Here is a 23,969-nt window from a genome sequence, read left to right as displayed (position 1 = left end):
ATGGCGTACGAAGAGCGGGGGCGTCGGCGTCCCCCGGTGGTGGACCTGGCCGACCGCAGGGCGCTGGAGCGGTACCGTCCGGCGGATCCGGCGGTGGTGGCACAGGCCCGGCGACTCAAGGAGGCCGCGCTGCTGGACTTCGGGCTGACCGAGTCGGCGGTGGCGTCCTGGCTGTACGCGAAGTGCCGTCACCAGCTCCCGACGACCGCCGTGGACACGGCCGCGGTGGTCGCCTCCGGCGACGGCACCTGCCTGCTGCTGTTCAACCCGGACTTCTTCGTACGACTGGGCCTGGACGGCGTGAAGTTCGTGCTGTTCCACGAGGCGCGCCACCTGGTGCACCGGCATCTGTTCGCCGAGCCCGAGCTGCGCGAGGACCCGGTGTTCGAGGTGGCCGCCGAGGTGTCCATCAACCATGTGGCGCTGGTCCGCCTCGGCCGGACGGAGCTGCCGCCGCTGGACGGCCGGCCCACCGGTGTCGACCCGCGCGAGGTGTACGCGTCCTACCGCGCGGATCTCACGGCACACGGCCTGGAGCCGGTGGCGTACGAGGTGTTCATCGAGACGGACATGCGGGTGTACGGCGAGTTGAAGCGGATGCGGCACCCTCCGGTGCCGGCGCGACACGTGTGCCTGCACCTGACGCAGGGCGGCGTGCCCGCCGACCCGGAGACCGTCGACGCGGTCGCCTCCTCCGTGCTGCTCAACTCCCTGCTGGCGGCCCGGCGCGGGCACGCCGGCGCGGAGCGGGAGCTGCTCGACCTGATGGGCCGCACCGAGGGCGGCTCGGCGCGGGCCGCGCGGATCTGGGGGAACCTCGGCGCGGGCATGCTGCGCGGCGAGACCGCCCGCACCCGCACGGTCCACTGGTGGCAGCGCTGGCTGGTCGACGTCCTCGGTTCGAAGCTGCGCGACGGCGAGCGGCTGGTGTACCCGAAGAAGCGGGGCGCCCTGCTCGCGGCCCTCGGCCAGGACCCGGTGCTCGCGCGGCGCGGCCCGGTGCGCGAGAAGGTCCTCGTCGTCGCCTACGACACCTCGGGCTCCATGCCCCAGCACGTGATCACCTGGCTGACCGAACTCGTCGGCCGGATCGACGGGGTCGAGGCGCACTGGCTCTCCTTCGACGCCGTGGTGATGCCGTTCGAGCCGGGCGAGCGGGTGTACGGCGGTGGCGGCACCAGCTTCCAGGCGGTCGCGGACTACGTGGAGGGACGCACGGAGGTGAACGGGCGCCGTCTCGACGTCTCCCCGGACGCCGTAGTCGTCCTCACCGACGGATACGCCCCCGCGATCACGCCCGCCGACCCGCAGAAGTGGATCTGGCTGATCACAGCGGGCGGCAGCGAGTGGCCCGAGACACACACACCTGCGATGGCCTGCCATCGCGTGACCATGGGAACGCGGTAGATGACCACGCGGACACGGCAGTCGACCCTCACCAACGACGGGCAGGGGCCCGGTGACGTCTCACGGCTCGAGGCGTTCATCGACGCGATGATCGAGCTGGGGCAGACCGGACAGATCTTCGGCGAGCACGGCATCGGCAAGACGGCGACGTTCTTCTCCCACGTCGCCCGCGCCCACCCGGACGCCACGCTGGTGTACGTCCCGGCGGCGAACCTGACGCCGGACGACCTGCTCGTCAACGCGCCGGTGCGCGACCCGCACACCGGTGAACTCGTGCTGCGCCAGCTGGTGATGAACCAGCTGAAGCCGGGGCGGCCGTTCGTGCTGCTCATCGACGACTCGCTCCAGGCGGGCGACACCATCCAGTCGCAGCTGATGCAGATCGCCTGCAACTGGACGCTCGGGGAGCACGATCTGCGCGCCCTCGGCTGCATCGGCGTGTTCCTCACCGACAACGAGTCACTGGCGGAGACCTCGGCCCGGCGCAGCGACCTGGCGCTGCTCGACCGCATGGTCACCATGCGGATCACGGCGAACGACACCTCCTGGCGCCGCCACCTCGCGGCCAGGTACCGGCCGTGGGACCTGCGCCCGGTGTTCTCCCTGTGGGCGTCGCTCTCCCCCACGCTGCGCGAACTGCTCTCCCCGCGCACGCTCGATCACGTCCTGGCCAACGCCCGGGAGGGCTTCCCGCTGCGCTGGGGGCTGCCCCTGGTCGACGGCGAGCGGCTGCGGCTGGCCGAGCCGGGGCCCGACGGCAAGACGGGCCACAACCGCACGGCGGAGATCCTCGACCGCGTCGCCGAGGCGCTGGGGGTGCAGAACCCGGCGAGGATCCCCGACCCGGTACGGCAGGTGCTGCGGGCCGCGCTGCGCAACCGCTGGACGGTGCTGCTCCAGGGCCCGCCCGGCTGCGGCAAGACGGAACTGGTGCGGGAGACGGTGCGCGCGGGGCTCGGGCGGGAGGCGCTGTACTTCTCGCTGCCGGTGACCAACGTCGAGGACCTGTGCGCGCCGGTGCCGGCGGCGGACGGCACACTGGACAACCTGCTGGCCGCCAAGTTCACCGGTCCACAGGCCAAGGCGATCGTCTGGGACGAGTACAACCGGCCCAAGGACAAGGCCGCGTTCGCCAAGCTGATGGAGATCACCCAGGAGTGGTCGCTGGCCGGACGGCGCATCGAGAACCTGCGGGCGCAGATCGCCGTGCAGAACCCGCCGTACCACCTGGGCCGCAAGCTGCTGGTGTCCCGGAACAACATCGCCCAGGCGACCCGGTTCACGGCGTCCCTGGAGGTGGAGCCCGACGACATCCCGGCCAACGAGTGGCTGCTGGCCCGCTACGGCGCGGACGCGGAGACCGTCCTGGAGTGGTGGAAGCACGACATCGACGACGACGGCCGGGCCTGGATCACCAAGCGCACCCTGGAGCGGCTGATCAAGCTGCACCGGCGCGGGCTGCCGCTGGAGATGGCCACGGTCTATCTCGGCGACGGCGAGTACGCGCCCGTGCCGCTCACCGCGCTGATCGACCGCTTCCGGGGCCGTCCGGTCACCGGACTGCGCGAGCTGGCTCGTGACGTGGACGCCTGGGAGGCCCGGCTGCGGCGGGCGGCCGGGCGCTCCGACGAGGGCGGCGACGACAGCGACGTGGTGCACCAGATCCTCGCCAACGCGGAGCTGTCCCAGCTGAAGAAGCACCGCGCCGCGGTGACCCGGCTGGTGTCGCTGCTGCCGGCGAAGCTGTGCGCGACCTATCTGGTGGGGGCCTCGCAGCAGCAACAGCGGTTCTGGACCGAGGTGTTCATGACGATACGACGCTGACCGGCACGGAAGTCCTAGGGCGTGTTTCGGAAGTAGCGTCGTCCGCCCGGAGGGCGGGGCCCGCGACGTCCGGTGCGGTGCGTGGCAAGGCGGAGGGTCGTCCGCGTACCGGGCGTACGCGGGCGATCCCGGCAACGCGGCGAGGCGCCGTGCCAGGCGTCACCAACCTGTCGGGACAGCACACCTAGTGCGGGGGCGGTGCCGTGCGGTGGACGCTGCGCACGGCCGCGACGTCGGCGGGGACCGTCGGGGCCGGGAGGTGGGCGCTCAGCGCGTCCAGGCGGCGTTTGACGCTGGCGGCTATGCCCTGGCCGAGCACGAAGCGGGTGGCCGTGGTGGCGCGGGGTGCGGCGTCGAGGAGGCGGTGGGCCTCTCGACTGCGCATGCCGGTGTGGGTGAGCACCAGGTGGGTGAGGCGGTGCTCGGCGGCCGTGAGAGCGTGGGCGATGGTCTCGGCGGCCGTCAGGTCGACATGGTTGTCCACCGCGCCGAGCACGGCCGCCGCCCGTACCCGGCCGAGGTCCAGCAGGGCGACCCCGGCCGTGGCCGCGGCGGTGACCAGCCGGGCCGCCGCCCGCGGGCCGATGCCGTTGCTGGCGACGGCCAGCCGGGCGAGCCGCCCGTAGGGGGCCCGCTCCAGGGCTTCGGCGAGCAGCAGCGCGCCCGCGTCGCCCAACCGCGCTGCGGACACGTACAGTTCGTCGACCGCGCCCGCTGCGATCACGGCGGCGAGGGCCCGCGCTCCCGGCTCGCCCAGGGGGTTGCCGCCGACGAAGAGCCGTTCGACGCGCCGCCCGTTGTCGGCGGCGGCGAGCAGCGCGTCCGCGAGGACGGCGACGCCCGCCGGGTCGAGCCCGGTCTGGACGAGGTCGAGTGTGCGCAGCGACCGCGCGGACTCGATGAGTTCCGCGGCCGCCCGGCCTCCTCCGCTGCCGAGCGGGTTGCGCTTGAGCCACACACCGGTGACGACCTGTGGTGAGGCGCGCAGGTTGTCGGCGATGCGGCAGGCTCCGCCCGCGGTGATTCCGTTGCAGCCCAGGTAGAGGGTCTGGACGTCCCCGCTCGTCCCCGCGACGGCGGCGGCACCGTCGTCGCCGAGCGCGTCGGTGCCGAGCAGCAGATGCCGTACGGGCGAGGGGCCTTGACCGAGAGCCTCGGCCACCAGGGCGGCGCCCGCCGCGCCCAGCGCCTGCTTGCACAGGTCGAGCCGGCCGTCGGGAAGCGCCGTACCGGCCGTGAAGTCCAGCCGTTCCCCGGCGGGGCGGCCGTCCCGCAACCAGTCCAGGAGCGGGGCGAGTTCGGCCAGGGGCCGGGGTACGACGGCCGGCACTCCGGCGAAGCCGTCCGCCGGCTTGTCGGGTCGCTCGCTCACCACTCCGCCTCCCGGTAGTCCTTGAGGAACACCCCGGACAGCGGCTGCCCGGCCTCGCCTCGCACGATCGGGTCGTACACCCGGGCCGCCCCGTCCACGATGTCCAGGGGGGTGCGGAACCCGGCGCGGGCCATGCGCTCCTTCTTCGGCGCCGGGTTCTCGTCGGTGATCCAGCCGGTGTCGACGGCGCACATGTACACCCCCTGCTCGGCGAGTTCGGCGGCGCTGGTACGGGTGAGCATGTTGAGAGCGGCCTTGGCCATGTTGGTGTGCGGATGGCCGGCGGTCTTGCTGCGCACGGCGAAGCGGCCCTCGACTGCGGTGACGTTGACGACGTAGCGACGCGGATGCGGTGCGGCCAGCAGCAGTGGCAGCAGCCGGTCGCACAGCAGGGCCGGGGCGAGGGCGTTGACCAGCTGGGTCTCCAGCACCTCGGCCGGGTCGAGCGCGCCGAGCCGGGCCGTCCAGGAGTTCTCCGGTGCCGGGTCGGGCAGCAGCCCGGCCTCGTCGGCCTCCCGCAGCGCGGCGGGCAGGGCGGCCGCCGAACCCTCCAGCATCCGCATCGGCCGGAAGCCGGGCGCCTGCCGGGCCCCTTCGGGCAGGGCGTCGTGCTCGGCGGCGGCCAGCAGCGCGTAGGACCGCGGCGGGCGGCGCACGGTCTGCGCCGCGTTGTTGACCAGGATGTCCAGCGGCTCACCCGCCGCGCGCAGTTCCTCGCACAGCCCCAGCACCTGGCGCGGGTCGCGCAGGTCCACGGCGACGACGGTCAGCCGGTCCAGCCACTTCACGCTGCCGGGCGCGGACCGGAAGCGGCGCATCGTGTCGTGCGGGAAGCGGGAGGTGACGAGCACCTCCGCACCGTCGCGCAGCATCATCAGCGCCAACTGGAAGCCGATCTTCACCCGGCCGCCGGTGAGCAGCACCCGACGGCCGCTCAGATCGGTGCTCAGGGCCCGGCGGGCCGTGTTGTCGGCGGCGCACTCCGGGCACAGCCGGTGGTAGAAGGAGTCGACCTGTCGATAGGGCGACTTGCAGACGTAGCAGGTGCGCGGGCGGCGCAGGGTGCCACCGGCGCCGGGTACGGCCAGGGGCGCGTCCTCGCGCCGGTCGGCCGCGCCGGTCGCGGTGGCCGCCATCGTCCTGGCGTCGGCGGCCGAGATGTCGGCGCCGCGCGTCTTGCGGCGCCGCAGCCGTCCGTCGCGGGCGAAGGACGCGGCGACCTGTTCCGCCCGCAGGCGTACCGGGTCGTCGACGGGCAGGTCCCGCAGTCTGCCGACGGTCCGGTGGAAGGTCGCCAGCTCCGCCTCGGTGATCGCCTCGCCCATCCGCCCCGCCGCCCCCGTGTCCGCCGTGCCGTGGTCCCGACCGGATTCGAACCGGCGTATCCACCCTGACAAGGTGGCGAGTCTGCCTCTGCTCTACGGAACCCCGCACGCATCCGGACGACCGGATTCGAATGTGTTCGCCTGAGCAAGGCGTGCGCCTGCCTCTGCGCTACATCCGGACGCGCCCCCGGATCCTAGCCGCAGTTGCGTCGGCCGCGCGCCCGGAATTCAACGCGACGTGCGCCTGAGCTGCAGGCGTTCCTTCTCGGACAGGCCGCCCCAGACGCCGAAGCGCTCGTCGTGGGTGAGGGCGTAGTCGAGGCAGGCGGAGCGCATCTCGCACATGCCGCAGATCAGCTTCGCCTCACGGACCGAGCTGCCGGGCTCGGGAAAGAAGAAGTCGGCCCCGGTCTCCGCGCAGAGGGCCTCGGCCTGCCAGGCGAGATCGGGCGTGGCGGTGGTGTCGGTGTGCATGGCCAGGATCGTGCCCGGCGACGAAAAACGTTCGATCAACGCGGGATCAACGCGGCCGTTCAGCGCCCCCGGCTGCCCGATGATGCCCGCTCGGCCCGCCGTGGCGCACGGCGGCGCGCGGGGCGGGGCGGAACAATCGGTGCGAGCACGGTCACGCTCCGCCAGCGCCTGTCAGTGGGCGGTGCAACACTCGGCAGTACACGCAACGGGACCCCGTCAAGGAGGGCGCAGATGCTCACCACCCGGTTCGTCACCGGCTCCCCCAACTGGATCGACCTCGGCACGTCCGACATCGAGGCAGCCACCGCCTTCTACCAGGCTCTCTTCGGCTGGCGGTTCCAGTCGGCGGGACCCGACGCCGGCGGCTACGGCTTCTTCCAGCTGGACGGGAAGACCGCGGCCGGCGGCATGCAGACCACGGCGGAACAGGGCCCGCCGTCCTGGAACGTGTACTTCCAGAGCCCCGACGCGGAGGCCACCACGAAGGCCGCCGAACAGGCGCACGGCAGTGTGTTCGTCCAGCCGATGGACGTCATGGGCAAGGGCCACATGGCGATCCTCGCCGACCAGGCGGGGGCGGCCTTCGGCATCTGGCAGCCGGGCTCGACCAAGGGCGTGGACGTGGCGAACGAACCCGGCTCGCTGTGCTGGGTCGAGCTGTACACGCCGGACATCGCGGCGGCGGCCGCTTTCTACCACAAGGTGCTCGGCCACGAGACCTCTGCCGCGTCCTTCCCCGGCGGCACCTACACGTGCATCAACCCCGCCGGCGCGGAGGAGGACATGTTCGGCGGACTGATCCCGCTGGCCGACGACCCGACGGAGGCGGCCGGCGACCCGTACTGGCTGCCGTACTTCGAGGTCACCGACACGGACGCGGCCGTCGCCGAGGCGCGGGAGCTGGGCGGCACGGTCCGTATGCCCGCCACGGACGTACCGGACGTGGGCCGCATCGCCAGGCTGGCCGACCCGTCCGGAGCCCGCTTCGCGGTGCTCAGGAGCGCGCCCCGGCAGACGTGAGACGGCGGGTCCCGGGGACAGACGCCAGGCGGAGGCGGCCGGGCCCCCAGGGCCGGGACAGACGCCAGGCGGACCCGGCCTGTTCCCCAGGGCCGGGACAGACGCCAGGCGGACCCGGCCTGTTCCCCAGGGCCGGGACAGGCGCTAGGCGGAGGCGCGGCGCACCAGGGTCGTCGGCAGCACGACGGCGTCCGGCGCGCCCTCCTCGGCCTGGCGGGCGCTGCCGCGGTCGAGGCGGCGCAGCAGGAGACGGGCCATCAACCGGCCCATCTCCTCGATGTCCTGACGGATCGTGGTGAGCGGCGGCTCGGTCTGTTCGGCGACGGGCAGCATGTCGTCGAACCCGATGACGGCGACGTCCTCGGGCACGCGCCGGCCGCGTTCGCGCAGCACCCGCAGGGCGCCGGACGCGGTGAGGTCGTTGGCGGCGAACACGGCGTCCAGATCGGGGCAGCGGTCGAGGAGTTCACGCATCGCGCGCTCGCCGCCGGCCGGGGTGAAGTCGCTCTCGACGACGAGCTCGGGGTCGGCGTCCCCCATGACGTCCCGGAACCCGTCGAGCCGGTCCACCGCGGACGTCTGGTCGAGGGCCCCGGCGATGTGCGCGATCCGGGTGCGGCCGAGACCGACGAGGTGGCGTACGGCCTCGCGGGCGCCGCCGCGGTTGTCGCTGTCGACGTACACGGGACCGGGCGTCCCGTCGCTCCAGTCGGGGCGGCCGCCGAACACGGTCGGCACCCCGGCGCCCTGGATCAGTCCGGGCAGCGGGTCGTCGAGGTGCAGCGAGAACACCAGGGCACCGTCGACATGGCCCCCGGCGAGATAGCGGCCGACGCGGACGTGGTCGTCGCGGCCCTCCGTGAGGAGCAGGACGAGCTGACTGTCGTGGGCCGTCAACTCCTTGCTGATGCCGCGTAGTTGCAGCGCGAAGAAGGGGTCGGCGAAGACCCGGGTCTCCGGTTCGGCGATGACGACGGCGATCGCGTCGTGCCGTCTGGTCACCAGGCTGCGCGCGGCCTGGTTGGGGACGTACCCGAGTTCCTCCACCGCGCGCCGCACCCGCTCGACGAGGGGTTCCCGCACCCCGTCGCCGCCGTTGACCACCCGGGAGACGGTGGCCCGGGACACACCGGCCCGCGCGGCCACGGCCTCCAGCGTGGGACGGGCGGCAGTCTCGGTCACTTCGGGGCTCCTCACCGGCGGTTGCGGCTCAGGATAGCCCCGGCTCACGGACGCCTGTGAGAGCGCTCCCGCCCCCGACCTGCGCCTCCCGCGTCCCGACCTGCCGGTCACCACGGGACCGGCCCCCTACGCGTCCGGCGGAGAGGACGGCGAACCGTCCTCCCGTCTCGCGCGGCTCGGCTGCACCCGCTTGGGCTCGCCGGGCATCTTCGGGTACTCCGGCGGATACGGCAGATCGCCGAGCCCGTGGTCGCGTTCGTCCTTCGCCGCGAGGTCGAGCAGCGCTTCGAGGGAGAAGGCGTGGTCGTCCATGTCGGCGTGGACGTCGCCGAGTTCGGCGAAGCGGGCGGGCATAGTCGCGAGGTCGAAGTCCTGGGGGTGCGCTTCGCCGACCTCCTCCCAGCGCAGCGGGGCGGACACGGGGGCGTGCGGGTGGGGCCGTACGGAGTAGGCGGAGGCGATCGTGCGGTCGCGTGCCGTCTGGTTGTAGTCCACGAAGATCCGTTCGCCCCGCTCCTCCTTCCACCACTTGGTCGTCACCCGGTCGGGCATCCGGCGCTCCAGCTCCCGCCCGACCGCGATCGCGGCTCGCCGGACCTGGGTGAAGGTCCAGCGGGGTTCGATGGGGACGAAGACGTGCAGGCCACGGCCGCCGGAGGTCTTGGGCCAGCCGCGCAGGCCGCCGAACTCGTCCAGGACCGCGCGCAGTTCGTGTGCGGCGTGGACGGCGTCGTCGTAGTCGGTGCCGGGCTGCGGATCGAGGTCGATGCGCAGTTCGTCGGGGCTGTCGACGTCGTCGGCGCGCACCGGCCAGGGGTGGAAGGTGAGAGTGCCGTACTGCGCGGCCCACAGGACGGCGGCCTCCTCGGTGGGACACATCTCGTCGGCACTGCGCCCGCTGGGAAAGGTGATGTGTGCCCTCGGGATCCAGTCGGGCATGTTCTTGGGCGCGCGCTTCTGGAAGAAGGACTCGCCGCTCACCCCGTCGGGGTAGCGCTCCAGGGTGGTGGGGCGGTTGCGCAGGGCACGCAGGATGCCGGGGGCGACGGCCCGGTAGTACTCGGCGAGGTCCAGCTTCGTGAAGCCGCGCTCCGGGAAGAAGATCTTGCCAGGGCTGGACAGCCGTACGGTCCGGCCGCCCGCTTCCAGTTCCACCGCGTCACCCATGCGGCCACGGTAGGCCCGCCGCACCCACCTCGCACACCGGGCGTGAGCGGCCGTATGCGAGGAGAATCGGAGCATGGATCTGCCTGTCATGCCGCCCGTGAAGCCGATGCTCGCCAAGTCGGTGGCGAGGATCCCGCCGGACATGCAGTACGAGGCGAAGTGGGACGGCTTCCGGGCGGTGGTGTTCCGCGACGGGCCCGAGGTCGAGCTCGGCAGCCGTACCGGCAAGCCATTGACCAGGTACTTTCCCGAGCTGGTCGAGGCGTTGTCGCAGCGGCTGCCCGAGCGGTGCGTGCTGGACGGTGAGATCGTGATCGCGCGCGAGGGGCGGCTCGACTTCGACGCGCTCACCGAACGCATCCACCCGGCCGCCTCCCGGGTGCGGACGCTCGCCGAGCGCACCCCCGCGTCCTTCGTCGTCTTCGACCTGCTGGCGCTCGCCGACGAGTCGCTGCTCGACGTGCCGCTCAGCGACCGGCGAGCGCTGCTGACCAGGGCGTTGTCCGGAGTGACGGCACCCGTGCACCTGGCTCCGGCGACCACGGACATCGACGTGGCACAGCAGTGGTTCGAGCAGTACGAGGGAGCGGGCCTGGACGGCGTCATCGCCAAGCCGCTCACGCTGCGCTACCTCCAGAACGAGCGGGCGATGTACAAGATCAAGCACGAGCGGACGGCGGACGTGGTCGTCGCCGGCTACCGCTTCCACAAGAGCGGTCCCGTCGTGGGCTCGCTGCTGCTGGGCCTGTACGACGACCAGGGAGCCCTCCAGCACGTCGGGGTGTCCGCCGCCTTCGCCATGTCACGGCGCGCCGAGTTGGTCACCGAGCTGGAGCCGCTGCGCATGACGGACGCCGAGGGCCATCCGTGGGCCGCCTGGTCGGACGAGGCGGCCCACGAGAGCGCCCGGCTGCCGGGCGCGCCCAGCCGCTGGTCGGGCAAGAAGGACCTGTCCTGGGTGCCGCTGCGGCCGGAGCGGGTGGCCGAGGTGGCGTACGACCACATGGAGAACGGGGCCCGCTTCCGGCACACGGCGCGCTTCCGCCGCTGGCGCCCGGACCGGTCGCCGGAGAGCTGCACGTACGCCCAGTTGGAAGAGCCGGTGCGCTACGACCTCACGGAGATCCTCGGTTCGGGCACCTGAGCGCTCACCGTCACGTCCGCGCGAGCACGCGCGGCGTGACGACCGATCCTCGAACACTCACAGCCGTACGGCCTGTCACGGATGCCTGACCGATCACGGCCGCATGACCGTCACAACCGTATGAAGGCGGTCACGCGCGCTCGACCGGTCACGGCCGCACGCCTGTCGCAGCCGTACGGCCGATCACGCACGCGACCGGTCACGGCCGCATGAGGATCTTGACGGCGCCGTCCTGCTTGCGCTGGAACATCTCGTACGCGTGTGGTGCCTCGCTCAGCGGCAGCCGGTGGGTGGCGAAGTCGTCGACGCCCAGCGGGTCCTCGTCCGTGAGGTACGGCAAGATCTCGTCGACCCAGCGGCGTACGTTGGCCTGGCCCATCCGGATCTGGATCTGCTTGTCGAACAAGGTGGCCATCGGGATCGGGTCGGCCGTGCCGTCGTACACACCCACGATCGAGATCGTGCCGCCGCGGCGCACCAGTTCGATCGCGGTGTGGAAGGCCGCGAGCCGGTCCACGCTGAAGTGGTCCGCGAGCGGGCCGCCCACCTTCCGCGGCAGCAGCGTCGTGACCTTCTGGGCGAGCCGGGCGGCCGCGCTGCCGTGAGCCTCCGTGCCGACCGCGTCGATGACGGCGTCGGGTCCGCGGCCGTCGGTCTCGTCCCGGATCGCGGCGAGCAGTTCCTTCTCGCTGTCGAACTCCCTGAGGTCGAACGTCTCCACGCCCCGCTCCCGGGACCGGCGCAGCCGCTCCGTGACCAGGTCCACGCCGAACACCCGCCCGGCGCCGCGCACCTGGGCGACCCGGCACGCCATCTCACCGACGGGCCCGAGCCCGAGCACGGCGACGTCGGCACCGGGCTTGAGGTCGGCGTAGACGACCGCCTGCCAGGCGGTGGGCAGGACGTCGGACAGGTAGACGAACCGGTCGTCGGGCGGCCCCTCCGGGATCTTGACGGGGCCGAACTGCGCCTGCGGTACGCGCAGGTACTCGGCCTGGGCGCCCGGCACCGCGCCGTAGAGGCGGGTGTAGCCGAACAGGGCGGCGCCCATGCCCTCGCCGGTGACCTGAGTGGTCTCGCACTGGGTGGGCAGTCCTTCGAGGCACATCCAGCAGTTGCCGCAGGCGATCTGGAACGGCACCACGACCCGGTCGCCTGCCATCAGGTCCGGCACTCCCGCGCCGACCTCCTCGACGATGCCGATGGGCTCGTGGCCGAGGATGTCGCCCGGCGTCATGAACGGCGTGAGGACCTCGTAGAGGTGCAGGTCGGAGCCGCACAGTCCGGTGGAGGTGATGCGGATGACGGCATCCGTCGGTTCCTGGATCGTCGGGTCGGGCACGTCCTCCACGCGCACGTCCCGCTTGCCCTGCCACGTCACTGCCTTCATCGTGCCGCGCTCCCTCCGGCACACCGCGGGGTCTCCGCCCGGTGTGTGGCGCCCGGGTACCCGTGGGGCCCGCACCGAACCGCGGCCGGGTCGGAGGCGGCCGTCGTCAGGAGCGGACGGTCGCGCCCGAGAGCTTCGAGTGAGGATGAACGCCGGGCTGTCCGTGAGCGGCCGAGTGCCACTGAGCGCCCTCTTCGAACGGCGGGAGGAGCACCAGCTGATCCGTGATCCAAAGGTCGGTCGGTATCAGTTGACCAGCGACCCAGGGGGCGGAGCGGATGTCCGCGGCCTCCTGCCCGCCTGCGTACCCGTGAGTGTCGTACGAGCTTCCGTATCCCTGGTGGGTCCGGCTGTCGAGACGGTTTCCGTGATGACCGCGCCGCGCCGGCCGTCCTGCCCGTGGTGGGCGCCGACGGGCCGCGTCTCCTCCACCACTGCCTGGCGTCGACGGGTGCACGGAGACCGACCCGGCAGATCGACTGGGCCGATCGGTCCGGATGGCGCGCGCAAACACGATCGAGCGGGTAAGCGCATCGATGAACCTATAAGCGCACAATCAACGGCACGGGACTTGGTGGCAACGGTGGGCATGGGACGAAGAGGGCGCGCGGGGCGTACCGCGTCGACGGCGGCACTGCTGGCCGCCGCGGTGGCGGCCGCCCTGGTGGCGGGCTGCACGACATCGCACGCCCCGTCCGACGACGGGCGAGGCCCTCGGCAGGAACCGACAGGGAGCACACCGAACGCGTCGAACACACCGAGCGGGTCCGGTAGCCCGTCGCGGCCGAGCGGCAGCGGTCCGGTGCTCGCCGTGAAGATCGACAATGTGCGCGCGGCCCGGCCGCAGAAGGGTCTGAGCGCCGCTGACGTCGTGTACGTCGAGCAGGTCGAGGGCGGGCTGAGCCGGCTGATGGCGCTGTACGCCACCCGACTGCCGGACGTCGTCGGTCCGGTGCGCAGCGCCCGCGAGTCCGACCTTGAACTGCTGGGCCAGTTCGACCGGCCGACGCTCGCGTTCTCCGGTGCGCAGGGCAAGCTGCTGCCGCTGATCGACCGCGCGCCGCTGCGCGCGGAGCCGCCCGGCAACGTGTCCGGCGCCTACTTCCGCGGCGCCGACCATCTCGCGCCGCACAACCTGTATCTCCGGCCGGACCGGCTGATCCGGTCCGCGCCGGGTCCGGACGCGCTGACCACGGGCTTCCACTACGGTGCCGCCCCCGAGGGCGGCCGGCCGAGCGCTACGCGTACCGTCCGCTTCCCCTCCGCCCGCTTCACGTTCACCTGGTCCGCCGACCGGCACCGGTGGCTGGTCTCCCAGGACGGGACGCCGACGGTGACCGACGGCGGCAGGCGGGTGGTGCCCGCGACGGTGGTCGTGCAGTACGTGAAGATCCACAAGTCCGCCTACCACGACGTCCTCGGCAACTACACGCCGTACACCGAGACGGTGGGCTCCGGGAAGGCGCAGGTGCTGCGCGACGGGCGAGCCTACGACGTCCGCTGGGAGCGCGCGACGGCCGCCGACGGCACCGCGTTCACGACCGAGGACGGCTCGCCGGTGAACTTCGCGAAGGGCCAGGTGTGGGTGGTGCTCGCAAAGGCGTGAGGGCGGGACGGCGGGACGGCGCAGGACCTGACCAGGCGCGGCCTGACCGAGCACGGCCTGACCAGGCACGGCCTGACGAGGCGATGGCGCGGTGACGCGGTCAGCTCCGGGCGGACAGGGGTTCCGCCGGATTGCGCAGCCCCTCGGCCGCTTCCGAGACCCGGCGGATCAGTTCGAAGAACTGCGTCCGCTCCTCGGCGGAGAGCGGGGCCAGGAAGACCTGGTTCATCCGGGCCGTACGGACGGCCAGCCTGCGGTGGGTGCGCAGGCCGTCCTCCGTCAGCCGCAGCAGGAAGCGACGGCCGTCCTGGGGGTCGCGGACCTTGTCCAGCAGTCCGCGCCGGCCGAGCCGGCTGATCACCTCGGCGATGGTGGACCGGTCGAGCCCGACCCGCTCCCCCACCGTGCGCTGGTCGAGGCCCGGTTCGGCGACGAGCGCGTTGAGGACCGCGAACTGCGGCGAGGTGGTCTCCTCCGAGACCATCGTGTTCCACAGCAGGTAGTGCGCCTGCTGGAGCCGCCGGGCCAGGTGCCCGGGGTGGGTGGTCAGGTCCACCGCGGCCATGTGCGCTCACGCTCCCGTGGTCGTCGTCATAGGTTCGGATTGGTTGGTGCACTGAACAATACCGGGCCACGGCTTCCCTGTCTGCGGGCGGACGTACCGACCTACACGGCCCTGATCCGCTCTAACCACGGCCTTTCCACGGGTCTTGACGCCCGGCCGCACCGGTGGCAGCGTGAGGAACACCTCGCTCAAATGCTCAGTGCCCTGACTAATTCGCGGTCGGGACACTCGGAAGAGACAGGGCTTCCCGAATGGACAAGGCGGTCGACACGGCCCTTCAGTCGGCCCCCTCGGCGCCTCCGGTGCCCGGTTCGCCGGGGCGGTCGCCCACCAGCTCGCCCGTCGCAGCGGGCGACACCGGCGCCGCCCGCTGCGTCGGCGTCGGCCAGGGCCTCGCCCGCGACCGTGACCGCGGCCGCGGCCGCGGCCGCTGAGGCACCACTCGGAACCGCCAGACCCGCCAGACCCGCCGGACCCGCCGGACCCGCCGGACCCGCCGGACCCGCCAGACCCGCCAGACCCGCCAGGAACCAACAGGAACCACCCGGAACCGCTAGGACCCCCATGGCTCTCACCCAGCAGGACATCGACCAGGAGATCGCGGCCGAGCACGCCGCCTACGAGAAGCGGCTCGCCGGCGGCGCGCCCGTCGAGCACCACCCGCGGCGCGGCTACGCCCCCTACCGCTCCTCGGTGCTGCGCCACCCGAAAAACCCGCCGGTCGCCATCGACGTCTCCCAGGACCCGGAGCTGGTGGAGCTCTCCTCCCCCGCGTTCGGCGAGCGCGACATCACCGAGATCGACAACGACCTCACCCGGCACCACCGGGGCGAACCGATCGGCGAGCGGATCACCGTCTCCGGCCGGCTGCTGGATCGCACCGGGCGCCCGGTGCGCGGCCAGCTGGTGGAGATCTGGCAGGCGAACTCGGCCGGCCGCTACGCCCACCGGCGTGAGCAGCACGACGCCCCGCTGGACCCCCACTTCACCGGCGTGGGCCGCACCCTCACCGACGACTGCGGCCACTACCGCTTCACCACGATCCAGCCGGGCCCCTACCCGTGGCGCAACCACGTCAACGCCTGGCGCCCGGCCCACATCCACTTCTCGGTGTTCGGCGCGGCGTTCACCCAGCGGCTGGTGACGCAGATGTACTTCCCGAACGACCCGCTCTTCGCGTACGACCCGATCCTGCAGTCGGTGACGGACGACGACGCCCGGCGGCGCCTGATCGCCACCTACGACCACAGCCTGTCCGTGCCGGAGTTCTCGCTCGGCTACCACTGGGACATCGTGCTCGACGGACCGAACGCCACCTGGATCGAAGAGGGACGCTGACCGCCATGACGAAGACCGAGACGAGCGGCCCGCGGAACGTGCCGCCCACCCCGTCGCACACGGTCGGCCCGTTCTACGGGTACGCGCTGCCGTTCCCCGGCGGCGGCGACATCGCACCGGTGGGCCACCCGGACACGGTCACCCTTCAGGGGTACGTGTACGACGGGGAGGGCCGGCCGCTGCCCGACGCCCTCGTGGAGCTGTGGGGCCCCGCTCCGGACGGCACCGTGCCGCAGGTGGACGGCTCGATCCGGCGCGACCCCTCGACGGGCGGCTATCTGGGCCGCAACGGCGTGGAGTTCACCGGCTGGGGCCGCATCCAGACCGACGCCGACGGACACTGGTACGCCCGCACCCTGCGCCCCGGCGCACGCGGGCACAGCGCGGCGTATCTCAGCGTGTGTCTCTTCGCCCGCGGGCTGCTCGTCCACCTGTTCACCCGGATCTACCTGCCGGGCGACGAGGCGGCGCTCGCGGCCGACCCGCTGCTCGCGCGGCTGGCGGCGGAGCGCCGCGACACGCTGATCGCCCGGGACGGCGGGGACGGCACGTACCGTTTCGACATCCGTCTTCAGGGCGAAGGCGAGACGGTCTTCCTGGAGTTCCAGTGACACCCGCCGAATCCGACACCAGCCTGCTCGCCCCCGGCTGGGCGGGCTCCCCCGCCGCCGCCGCGACCGCCGACGGCGCCTTTCTGCGTGCGCTGTTGGACGCGGAGGCCGCGCTGACCCGTGCGCAGGCCGCGCTGGGACTGGCTCCGGCCGCGGCCGCGCCGGCGGTGACCGAGGCCGCCGACGGCGCCGGATTCGACGTACGGGACCTGGCGCTGCGCGCCCGGGCCGGCGGGAACCCGGTCATCCCGCTGGTCGCCGAGCTGACGAAGGCGGTCGGCGCGGAGTACGGCCCCTACGTCCACCGGGGTGCTACCAGCCAGGACATCATGGACACGGCGACGATGCTGGTCGCCGTACGGACGCTCGGTCCGGTCCTCGCCGACCTCGACCGCACGCAGCGGGCGCTGGCCGGGCTGGCCGCCGCGCACCGCGACACCGTGATGCCGGGCCGGACGCTCACCCAGCACGCCGTACCCACGACGTTCGGGCTGAAGGCGGCCGGCTGGCGGTCGCTGGTGCTCGACGCACGGGACCGGCTGACGGCCGTACGGGACGGCCTGCCCGCCCAACTCGGCGGCGCGGCCGGGACGCTGGCGGCCTTCACGGTGTACGGCGCCGCCGACGCCCTGGCCCTGCCCGCCGCCTACGCCCGCGAACTCGGCCTCAGGGAGCCGGCGTTGCCCTGGCACACACTCCGCACCCCGATCGCCGACCTCGCGTCGGGCCTGGCCTTCACGGCCGGGGCGCTCGGCAAGACGGCCGTGGATGTGCTCACCCTGGCCCGCACCGAGATCGGTGAGGTCACGGAGGGCAGCGGCGGGGGTTCCTCGGCCATGCCGCACAAGGCCAACCCCGTACGGTCCACCCTGATCGCCGCGGCGGCCCGGCGGGCGCCGCAGCTCGCGGCCACGCTCCACGGGTCGATGGTCGCGCAGGACGAGCGGGCCGCCGGTGCCTGGCACGCCGAGTGGGAGCCGCTGCGCGAGCTGCTGCGGCTGGTCGGGGGCGCCGCCCGCGACGCCGCCGAACTGGCCGAAGGGCTGCGGGTGCACCCCGATGTCATGCGCGAACACCTCGACCTGACAAACGGGTTGATCGTTTCCGAGCGGCTGTCGGCCGAACTGTCCGACGTGCTCGGCCGGTCACGTGCCAGAGAACTGCTCACCGATCTGGCCCGGCGGACGTCCACCGAGGGCCGCACGCTGGCCGAACTACTGTCCGAGCAGTCCGAGTTGAAGGGGGTCGACCTGACCGGGGCGACCGATCCCGCCCGTTACACCGGTTCCGCCGGAGCCCTCACCGACCGTGCCCTGGAGCGACGTTGACCGCCACCCTCCTCAACCACTACGCCGAGGGGCCCGCTTCCGCTCCCCCGCTGCTGCTCGGGCCGTCGCTCGGCACGTCGTACGCGCTGTGGGACCAGGTGGCCCCCGAGCTGTCGACCACCCATCGGGTGGTCCGCTGGGACCTGCCCGGACACGGCGGCTCCGCACCGGATCTCATCGGTCCCGGCGCCACCGTCGGCGACCTGGCGGATCTGGTGCTCGCGCTCGCCGACTCGCTCGGCGTCGACCGGTTCGCGTACGCGGGCGTGTCGCTCGGCGGCGCGGTGGGACTGCATCTCGCCCTGCACCACCCCGAACGGGTCTCGTCCCTCGCCGTCATCTGCGCGTCGGCGCACTTCAACGGCGCGAAGCCATGGCTGGAGCGGGCCGCGCTGGTCCGGCACGAGGGGCTGGCCGGGCTGGCCGAGAGCGCGGACGCCCGGTGGTTCACGCCCGGGTTCACCGTGCCGCGGCTGGTCCGGGACCACCGGGAGGCCGACCCGGCGGCGTACGCCGCCTGCTGTGACGCCCTGGCCGCGTTCGACCTGCGGGAGCGGCTCGGCGAGATCTCCCCGCGCACTCTGCTGGTCGCCGGCCGTCAGGACCCGGCGACGCCGCCCGCGCATCTGCGGGAGATCGCCGACGCGGTGCCGGACGCCACCCTCGTCGAACTGCCCGGCGCCTCGCACCTGGCGCCCGCGCAGTGCCCGAGGGCCGTGCTGACGGCGCTGCGTGCCCACCTCGACGGCGGTGCCCGGTGCGGGACGGCGGTACGGCGCGAGGTCCTCGGCGACGCGCACGTGGACCGCGCGCAGGCCCGGCAGACCCCGTTCACCGCGCGCTTCCAGGACTTCATCTCGCGCTACGCGTGGGGCGAGATCTGGACCGACCCGACGCTCAGCCGCCGCGAACGCAGCATGATCACCCTGACGGCGCTGGTGGCACACGGCCACTACGACGAACTGGCCATGCACGTACGAGCGGCCCGGCGCAACGGGCTCACCCCCGAGGAGATCGGCGCGGTACTGATGCAGACAGCCGTGTACTGCGGTGTACCGGCGGCGAACTCGGCCTTCGCGACGGCCCAGCGGGTACTGGCCGAGGAGGACGAGAGCCGGGAGTGACCCCGCCCCGCCGGCGCCCCCGCCGTACCGCGCCCCCGGCGGGGGGCCTGCCTGCGGAGACCTGCCTGCGGGAGCCTGCCGTCGAGGGCCCCGCCCACTGGGTCCCCCTGCCCGGTCCGTCCCGCCGGTCCACCGGCCCGTCCGTCGGATGCGCCCTACACGTCAGCGCAGTCCGCGGCCGGTTTCCAGTACCTCCCGCGCCTGTGTGACCAGCCCGTCCGCGCCGCACGAACGGGCCAGTGCCAGGCCCCGGTTGAGGTCGGCCACGGAGCGGGCGGCGATGCCGTACTCGACGCGGGCCGCCGCGTGTTCGTACTGGCAGGGCGAGGACTCCAGATAGGCGACCGCCTGGCCGGCCAGCCGGACCGCGCGCTGACCGGTCTCCAGGGCGGCGGCACAGCGCAGGGCCTCGCCGATGGCCGTGTCCGTGCCGAAGCGTTCGGCCTGCCGGCGGGCGTCGGCGGCGAGCCGGGCGGCCCGGGCCGGATCCTCGACCGCCAGGGCCCGGGCGAGATCGACGGTCCACGGGGCCAGCACCGGGTTGTGGCCGCCGCGCGCCTCGGCCGCCTTCTCGGCGGCCTCCAGTTCGTTGATGCCGTCCTTGGTGCGGCCGGTGGCGAGCAACAGGCGGCCACGCACGGAGCGGGTGTCGGGCAGCACGATGGTCGACGGGTAGGGCGGTGCGAAGCCGTACCGCTCGGCGACCGACCAGGCCTCCTCGACATGACCGCGAGCCAGCAGCGTGTCGACCAGCCCGCAGGTCGCCGACCAGTAAAGGGGCAGGCCGCGGCCGACCCGCTCGGCCAGCCGCAGCGACTCGCGCAGGATGGTCTCGGCGTCCCGCAGACGGCCCTGCCTTCGGTAGGCGAGGCCGAGGAACGCGTTGGCCAGGGCGAGGTGGCCGCCGCTCCAGCCCGCGACGGTGTAGGCCCGCAGCGCCTCGGCGAACAGGCTCTCGGCGCGGTCGAGCCGGTCGGCGCAGGCGTACGAACTGCCCAGCATCATCAGCAGTTCGATGCCCCACTCGCTGTCGGTCCAGCCGAGGCCCGGGGCGAGGCGGCCGTTGACCAGGGCGCGGTCGCCGAACTCGACGACCTCCTCGGCGTTCTCACCATGGGCCATCGCGTCGAAGGCACGCAGGATGAGCAGGGCGCGCTCGGAGTTGTCCCGGCCGGTGCAGGAGCGGGCGAGTTCCGCGAGGCGCTCCGTGCGGCCCGGCGAGGTCGTCTCGCCGTGGATGCCCTCCCACATGTACTGCACGGCCTGCAACCGCATCCGGGAGGGTCCGGCCCGGTGCCGGGCGGCCTCCGCCTCGACGGTGCGTACGGCCTCCTCCAGCTGGTCGTTGTGGAGCAGGGCCTGGGAGAGACGGAAGACGGCGTCGACGCGTTCGGCGCCGCCGAGGCCGGGCATGCCGAGCGCGGTGCGCAGATGGCCGATGGTCCGGGCGGGCGCGGTCAGCAGGGTCGCGCAGCCGAGTTCGTAGAGCACGCGCGCGTGGACCTCGGGCCGGGGCGGTTCCAGCAGGGCGCGTTCCAGACAGCGCCGGGCCGCGTCCGGGGCGCCGACCGCGAGGTGTTCACGGGCGGCCTCGCGCAGCTGCTCGACGAGTTCCTCGTCGTCGTCCGGGTGGACCTGGAGGAGATGGCGCGCGGCGGCGGCCGCGCCCAGCCCGGAGTCGGTGACGACCTGGGCGGCGATGCCGTGCATGGCGGTGCGCAGGGCGTCCGGGATGGAGTTGTAGACGGCGGAGCCGATCAGCGGGTGGAGGAACTGGAGGTCGCCCTCCTCCGTCGGGCCCGCCGCGCGGTCGGGTTCGGTCAGGATGCGGGCGCTGCGCAGCAGTTCGGCGCAGCGCACGGCGTCGTCCCGGCGCATCGTGGCGAGCCGGGCCACCAGGTCGACGGAGATGCCGGTGCCGAGGATGGCGGCGGCCCAGGCGAACCGGGTGGCGTCGATGCCCAGCTGTTCCAGCCGGGCGACGAGGCCGCCGCCGCGGGCCGAGCGGTTCAGGGCGCGCAGCTCGCCGGCCGAGGACTCGGCGGGCTCCAGCTCGCTGTCCTGCACCTTGACCAGCAGTTCGTTCGTCTCGTAGGGGTTGCCGCCGGTGACGGCCCACACCTCGCGGCAGAACGGGGCGTCGGCGTGCGGGCCGAGCGAGGCACGGGTGAGACCGGCGACGGCGTCCGGGGTCAGCGCGCTGAGGTTGGTGACGGGCCCGCCCACCGCCTCGGCGACCGTGTCCAGCAGGCGGGCGCTCTCACCGCTGACCTCGCCGGGCCTGCGGGCCACCACGACGAGGACGGACAGGTCGTCGAGGCGTTCGGCGAACGCGCTGAGCCAGCGCAGGGTCTCCTGGTCCGCCCAGTGGGCGTCGTCGACGAGCAGGACGAGCGGCCAGTCCCGCTCGGCGAGCCTGCGTACGGCGGCGACGAGACCGTCGCACACGCCCTGGGGGTCGGCGCGGCGCTCGCCCGGGTCCGTTATGCCCAGGGCGGGGCCCGCGATGTCGTACCAGTCGCCGAGGTACTCCCGGGCCTCCTCCGGCAGCAGCGACACCAGGGCGGGCTGGAGCAACTGCCGTACGACGTTGAAGGGGACGGACCTCAGGGTCTCGCCGCCGCGGGCGGACCACACGGTGCAGCCACGGGCTTCGGCGATGCGACGGGTCTCGGCCAACAGCGCGGTCTTGCCGAGTCCCGCCTCGCCCCGTAACACCAGCAGGCTGCCCGGGGACGAGCGGTCGGCGCACAGGATGTCCACCGCTCGCACGATGGCGGCGACTTCCATGTCGCGCTCCCACAGGGAAGCCGAGGCGACCGCCGTGGGCCTGACCTCCGTCATCCCGCTACCTCCCCAAGTCGCCCGAACGACGTACAGATCTCGAGCGTAGCCGTCCGGCCCGCGAAACGGAGGCCGGTCCCCGTACCTGTTGCCGCGAAGGGTGACGGCTCACGCGCCCGGACGACACGAAAGGCCTGCGGGGGCGGTCCGGAGCGTCAACGACCGTCGGCGGGCGGTACCTTGACGTCGGGTTCACGCCAGTGAGGGCCGGGGCCACCGGGGGCGGAGCGAGCGGCGCGCGGGCTCGGCCGGAAAACGGAGGGGGGTCCTCTCATCCCTCTTTCACCGATGCCTCATACGGTGGTGTCATGACGCAGGTGACTCCTCCCGGCTGGTATCCCGACCCCGGGCAGAAAAGTGACGGTCCCGCCACCGAGCGCTGGTGGGACGGCAGGACGTGGACGGACCAGACCCGCCCCGCGGGCGAGGCCGCCGGATGGGGTCCCCCGACGCAGTTGTCGGGCGACGGGCCCTACCCGGGCGCTCCGCCCTACCCGATGTATCCGGCCCAGCCGCCGGGGGGCGGGCAGCGGCGCGGGCTGCGGACCGGGATAGCCGTCGCGGTCGCGGTCGCGGTGCTCGCCAGCATCGGTGTCGGCGTGTACGCGCTGACCAAGGACGACGGCGGCGGCTCCGGCGCGCGGCAGGACCAGGGCGCCGACGGCGGACCCTTCGGCGAGTCGGGTGGCCAGGGCGGCCCCGGTGGCTCCGGAGGGTCGGGCGGCTCCGGCGGCTCGGACGGCCGGTCCCCGGCGCCCGACCAGTCGGAGGCCCCGAGGATCGAGAGCGGCTCGGTCACCGACGCGGTGAGCGGGATCAGCATCCCCATCCCGGACGGCTGGTACGGCCAGGAGAGCACCGTGGGCGCGCAGGTCACGTCCAACGACTCCTACGACTGCCCCGGCGACACCTCCAAGCGGTGCACCAAGGGCGGCGCCTACTCGGCGCCCGCCGCGGCGCTGGGCGTCGCCGGCACCACGGCCGAGGCGGTCGCCAAGGCGGACATCTCCGCGAGTGCCGAGGAGTCCTACGGCGGCGAGGCCTACGGGAAGATCACCTCGCACCAGGTGCTGGCCTCCAAGGCGGTCACGGTGGCCGGGCAGAAGGGCTACCTGGTCCGCTGGAAGGCGGTCACGAGCAAGGGGGCCGACGGCTACGTCGAGTCGCTGGCGTTCCCCTCGCCGGCGAACCCCGCGCGGATCGCGGTGGTCCGCTTCGGCCTCGACACCGACCAGAAGCTGTCGGTGCTCGACGAGATCACCAAGGGCATCAAGGTGTCGACCGGCAGCGGCGACGGCCAGGACGTCTGACCGACCCCGGTACACCGGCCGGCCGGGGACACCGGTCGGCCGGGTGGGGCGCCTCTCCGCTCAAGAGGAACCCCACCCGGCCGGGGGGTGCGCGCCGCCCCCGTCCCCACGGTGCGGCGCGAGCAGGCCACCGTCCAGTCATCCCGTGGACGGCGGCCTGGGTCTTCAGGTGAGGCCGAGCGCCGGCAGCACGGCGGCCTCCACGAACCGGAGAAGGTACTCCCCGCAGGCGTACTCGCCGACCAGCACGGGGCGTACCCGCAGGACGCCGAACATCATGGCCGGCACGTACTCCAGCGCCGGAAGGTCGGCCGCGATCTCGCCGCGTTCCACGCCCCGGCGCAGGATCTTCTCCAGCGCGGCGATCTCGGGCTCCACCAGTGCCTCGCGCAGCGCCTGCTGAAGCTCTCTGTCCTGCGTGACCGCGTGCCCCAGCGCCTGCAGGAGCCTGGTGTCCTTGCCGGACCAGTCGCCCGCGGCCCACGCCACCTCGCGCAGGTCGTCGGCGAGCGAGCCGGTGTCGATGCCGGTGAAGCGCCCCTGGCGGGTGGAGCGCAGTGCCGCCGCCACGAACTGGGGCTTCGTCTTCCACTGCCGGTAGAGCGTGGACTTGCTGCACCGGGTGCTGACGGCGACGCCCTCCATGGTGACGGAGTCGTAGCCGCACTGTCGGATCTGTTCCAGGACGGCGTCGAAGAACTCCTGCTCGCGCTCCCGCGTGAGTTTGGAGCGGCGCGAGGCGACGACCGTCTCCGGTCCGTCCGCGGCCTGCGACGTCATCGGCTCTCGTCTCCTCGCTGGTGTCCGTCGGACCCGCCGGGGCCCTTCTCCAGTGTGGCGCATGTCAATCGATACGCCAGTGTACCGGTACTCCAACGTATCGGTACACTGGCGTATCGGTACGACGACGTATCGATTTCACATTTCCTGTACATCCA

19 protein-coding genes, 1 tRNA gene and 1 pseudogene are annotated in these 23,969 nt (G+C 73.1%); 11 read left to right on the top strand and 10 right to left on the bottom strand.

The genetic code is table 11. The features are described from left to right. Both ACFV0T_RS17125 and ACFV0T_RS17120 read left to right on the top strand, forming a co-directional pair. Positions 1 to 1,407 carry a hypothetical protein gene (locus ACFV0T_RS17125; protein WP_385779250.1) on the top strand — a complete coding sequence of 469 codons (1,407 nt, stop codon included), beginning with the start codon at positions 1 to 3 and terminating at the stop codon, positions 1,405 to 1,407. Next, positions 1,408 to 3,231, top strand: coding sequence for an AAA family ATPase (locus tag ACFV0T_RS17120; protein ID WP_385779248.1), 1,824 nt, complete (start codon positions 1,408 to 1,410; stop codon positions 3,229 to 3,231). Between the two features lie 184 nt (positions 3,232 to 3,415). Here the strand turns inward: ACFV0T_RS17120 and ACFV0T_RS17115 are convergent, their stop codons facing one another. The 4 genes from ACFV0T_RS17115 to ACFV0T_RS17100 form a co-directional block, all read right to left on the bottom strand. Then, positions 3,416 to 4,603, bottom strand: coding sequence for a ribonuclease inhibitor (locus ACFV0T_RS17115; protein WP_385779246.1), 1,188 nt, complete (start codon positions 4,601 to 4,603; stop codon positions 3,416 to 3,418). Continuing rightward, on the bottom strand, positions 4,600 to 5,928 hold the full coding sequence (locus ACFV0T_RS17110; RefSeq protein WP_385779244.1) for an SDR family NAD(P)-dependent oxidoreductase: 1,329 nt from the start codon (positions 5,926 to 5,928) through the stop codon (positions 4,600 to 4,602). The genes ACFV0T_RS17115 and ACFV0T_RS17110 overlap by 4 nt, the downstream gene beginning before the upstream one ends. Positions 5,929 to 5,959: 31 nt before the next feature. Next, positions 5,960 to 6,031: transfer RNA gene (locus tag ACFV0T_RS17105), tRNA-Asp, on the bottom strand. Between the two features lie 125 nt (positions 6,032 to 6,156). Further along, positions 6,157 to 6,402, bottom strand: a complete 246-nt coding sequence (locus ACFV0T_RS17100; protein WP_385779242.1) for a WhiB family transcriptional regulator — start codon at positions 6,400 to 6,402, stop codon at positions 6,157 to 6,159. A 231-nt stretch (positions 6,403 to 6,633) separates the two neighbouring features. Between ACFV0T_RS17100 and ACFV0T_RS17095 the strand changes: the two genes are divergently transcribed. Continuing rightward, entirely contained in the window at positions 6,634 to 7,422 is a 789-nt protein-coding gene (locus ACFV0T_RS17095) for a VOC family protein (protein ID WP_385779240.1), read from the top strand. 144 nt (positions 7,423 to 7,566) lie between these two features. Here the strand turns inward: ACFV0T_RS17095 and ACFV0T_RS17090 are convergent, their stop codons facing one another. Both ACFV0T_RS17090 and ligD read right to left on the bottom strand, forming a co-directional pair. Continuing rightward, positions 7,567 to 8,604, bottom strand: coding sequence for a LacI family DNA-binding transcriptional regulator (locus ACFV0T_RS17090; RefSeq protein WP_385779238.1), 1,038 nt, complete (start codon positions 8,602 to 8,604; stop codon positions 7,567 to 7,569). A gap of 126 nt (positions 8,605 to 8,730) precedes the next feature. Further along, positions 8,731 to 9,771 (bottom strand): non-homologous end-joining DNA ligase, encoded by a 1,041-nt coding sequence (gene ligD / locus ACFV0T_RS17085; protein WP_385779236.1) that lies wholly within the window; start codon positions 9,769 to 9,771, stop codon positions 8,731 to 8,733. Between the two features lie 73 nt (positions 9,772 to 9,844). Here ligD and ACFV0T_RS17080 point away from each other — a divergent pair, with 73 nt between their 5' ends. Next, positions 9,845 to 10,915 carry an ATP-dependent DNA ligase gene (locus ACFV0T_RS17080; protein ID WP_385779234.1) on the top strand — a complete coding sequence of 357 codons (1,071 nt, stop codon included), beginning with the start codon at positions 9,845 to 9,847 and terminating at the stop codon, positions 10,913 to 10,915. A 199-nt stretch (positions 10,916 to 11,114) separates the two neighbouring features. Here ACFV0T_RS17080 and ACFV0T_RS17075 read toward each other — a convergent pair whose 3' ends face one another. After that, complete coding sequence (locus tag ACFV0T_RS17075) at positions 11,115 to 12,305, bottom strand: zinc-dependent alcohol dehydrogenase (RefSeq protein WP_385779232.1); 1,191 nt, start codon at positions 12,303 to 12,305, stop codon at positions 11,115 to 11,117. A 589-nt stretch (positions 12,306 to 12,894) separates the two neighbouring features. On the opposite strand from ACFV0T_RS17075, the gene ACFV0T_RS17070 reads away from it, so the two are divergent. Then, positions 12,895 to 13,911: a DUF3048 domain-containing protein gene (locus tag ACFV0T_RS17070; protein ID WP_385779230.1), complete on the top strand. Its 1,017-nt coding sequence runs from the start codon at positions 12,895 to 12,897 to the stop codon at positions 13,909 to 13,911. A 100-nt stretch (positions 13,912 to 14,011) separates the two neighbouring features. On the opposite strand, the gene ACFV0T_RS17065 is transcribed toward ACFV0T_RS17070, so the two are convergent. Further along, complete coding sequence (locus ACFV0T_RS17065; RefSeq protein ID WP_385779229.1) at positions 14,012 to 14,476, bottom strand: MarR family winged helix-turn-helix transcriptional regulator; 465 nt, start codon at positions 14,474 to 14,476, stop codon at positions 14,012 to 14,014. 250 nt (positions 14,477 to 14,726) lie between these two features. Between ACFV0T_RS17065 and ACFV0T_RS17060 the strand changes: the two are divergent. The 5 genes and pseudogenes from ACFV0T_RS17060 to pcaD all read left to right on the top strand — a co-directional run. Continuing rightward, positions 14,727 to 14,910 (top strand): annotated as a pseudogene (locus ACFV0T_RS17060) (hypothetical protein); the annotation flags it as partial. 130 nt (positions 14,911 to 15,040) lie between these two features. Beyond that, the gene (gene pcaH / locus ACFV0T_RS17055; protein WP_385779227.1) at positions 15,041 to 15,814 is read left to right on the top strand and encodes a protocatechuate 3,4-dioxygenase subunit beta; all 774 of its coding nucleotides are present in this window, start codon (positions 15,041 to 15,043) and stop codon (positions 15,812 to 15,814) included. Between the two features lie 5 nt (positions 15,815 to 15,819). Then, on the top strand, positions 15,820 to 16,425 hold the full coding sequence (gene pcaG / locus ACFV0T_RS17050; protein ID WP_385779225.1) for a protocatechuate 3,4-dioxygenase subunit alpha: 606 nt from the start codon (positions 15,820 to 15,822) through the stop codon (positions 16,423 to 16,425). Then, on the top strand, positions 16,422 to 17,753 hold the full coding sequence (gene pcaB, locus ACFV0T_RS17045; protein WP_385779223.1) for a 3-carboxy-cis,cis-muconate cycloisomerase: 1,332 nt from the start codon (positions 16,422 to 16,424) through the stop codon (positions 17,751 to 17,753). Before pcaG ends, pcaB begins: the two co-directional genes overlap by 4 nt. Next, complete coding sequence (pcaD, locus tag ACFV0T_RS17040) at positions 17,750 to 18,877, top strand: 3-oxoadipate enol-lactonase (RefSeq protein WP_385779221.1); 1,128 nt, start codon at positions 17,750 to 17,752, stop codon at positions 18,875 to 18,877. Before pcaB ends, pcaD begins: the two co-directional genes overlap by 4 nt. 162 nt (positions 18,878 to 19,039) lie before the next feature. On the opposite strand, the gene ACFV0T_RS17035 is transcribed toward pcaD, so the two are convergent. Then, on the bottom strand, positions 19,040 to 21,721 hold the full coding sequence (locus tag ACFV0T_RS17035; RefSeq protein ID WP_385779219.1) for an ATP-binding protein: 2,682 nt from the start codon (positions 21,719 to 21,721) through the stop codon (positions 19,040 to 19,042). 308 nt (positions 21,722 to 22,029) lie between these two features. Between ACFV0T_RS17035 and ACFV0T_RS17030 the strand changes: the two genes are divergently transcribed. Further along, positions 22,030 to 23,031 carry a DUF2510 domain-containing protein gene (locus ACFV0T_RS17030; RefSeq protein WP_385779217.1) on the top strand — a complete coding sequence of 334 codons (1,002 nt, stop codon included), beginning with the start codon at positions 22,030 to 22,032 and terminating at the stop codon, positions 23,029 to 23,031. A gap of 165 nt (positions 23,032 to 23,196) precedes the next feature. Here the strand turns inward: ACFV0T_RS17030 and ACFV0T_RS17025 are convergent, their stop codons facing one another. Continuing rightward, a complete protein-coding gene (locus ACFV0T_RS17025; RefSeq protein ID WP_385779215.1) occupies positions 23,197 to 23,811 on the bottom strand; it encodes a TetR/AcrR family transcriptional regulator C-terminal ligand-binding domain-containing protein in 615 nt (204 codons plus the stop codon). Between the last annotated feature and the right edge of the window lie 158 nt (positions 23,812 to 23,969).

Origin of the sequence: Streptomyces sp. NPDC059582, from assembly GCF_042735715.1 — a bacterium.
Classification (GTDB): domain Bacteria; phylum Actinomycetota; class Actinomycetes; order Streptomycetales; family Streptomycetaceae; genus Streptomyces.
This window is presented reverse-complemented; position numbering and strand designations above follow the sequence as displayed.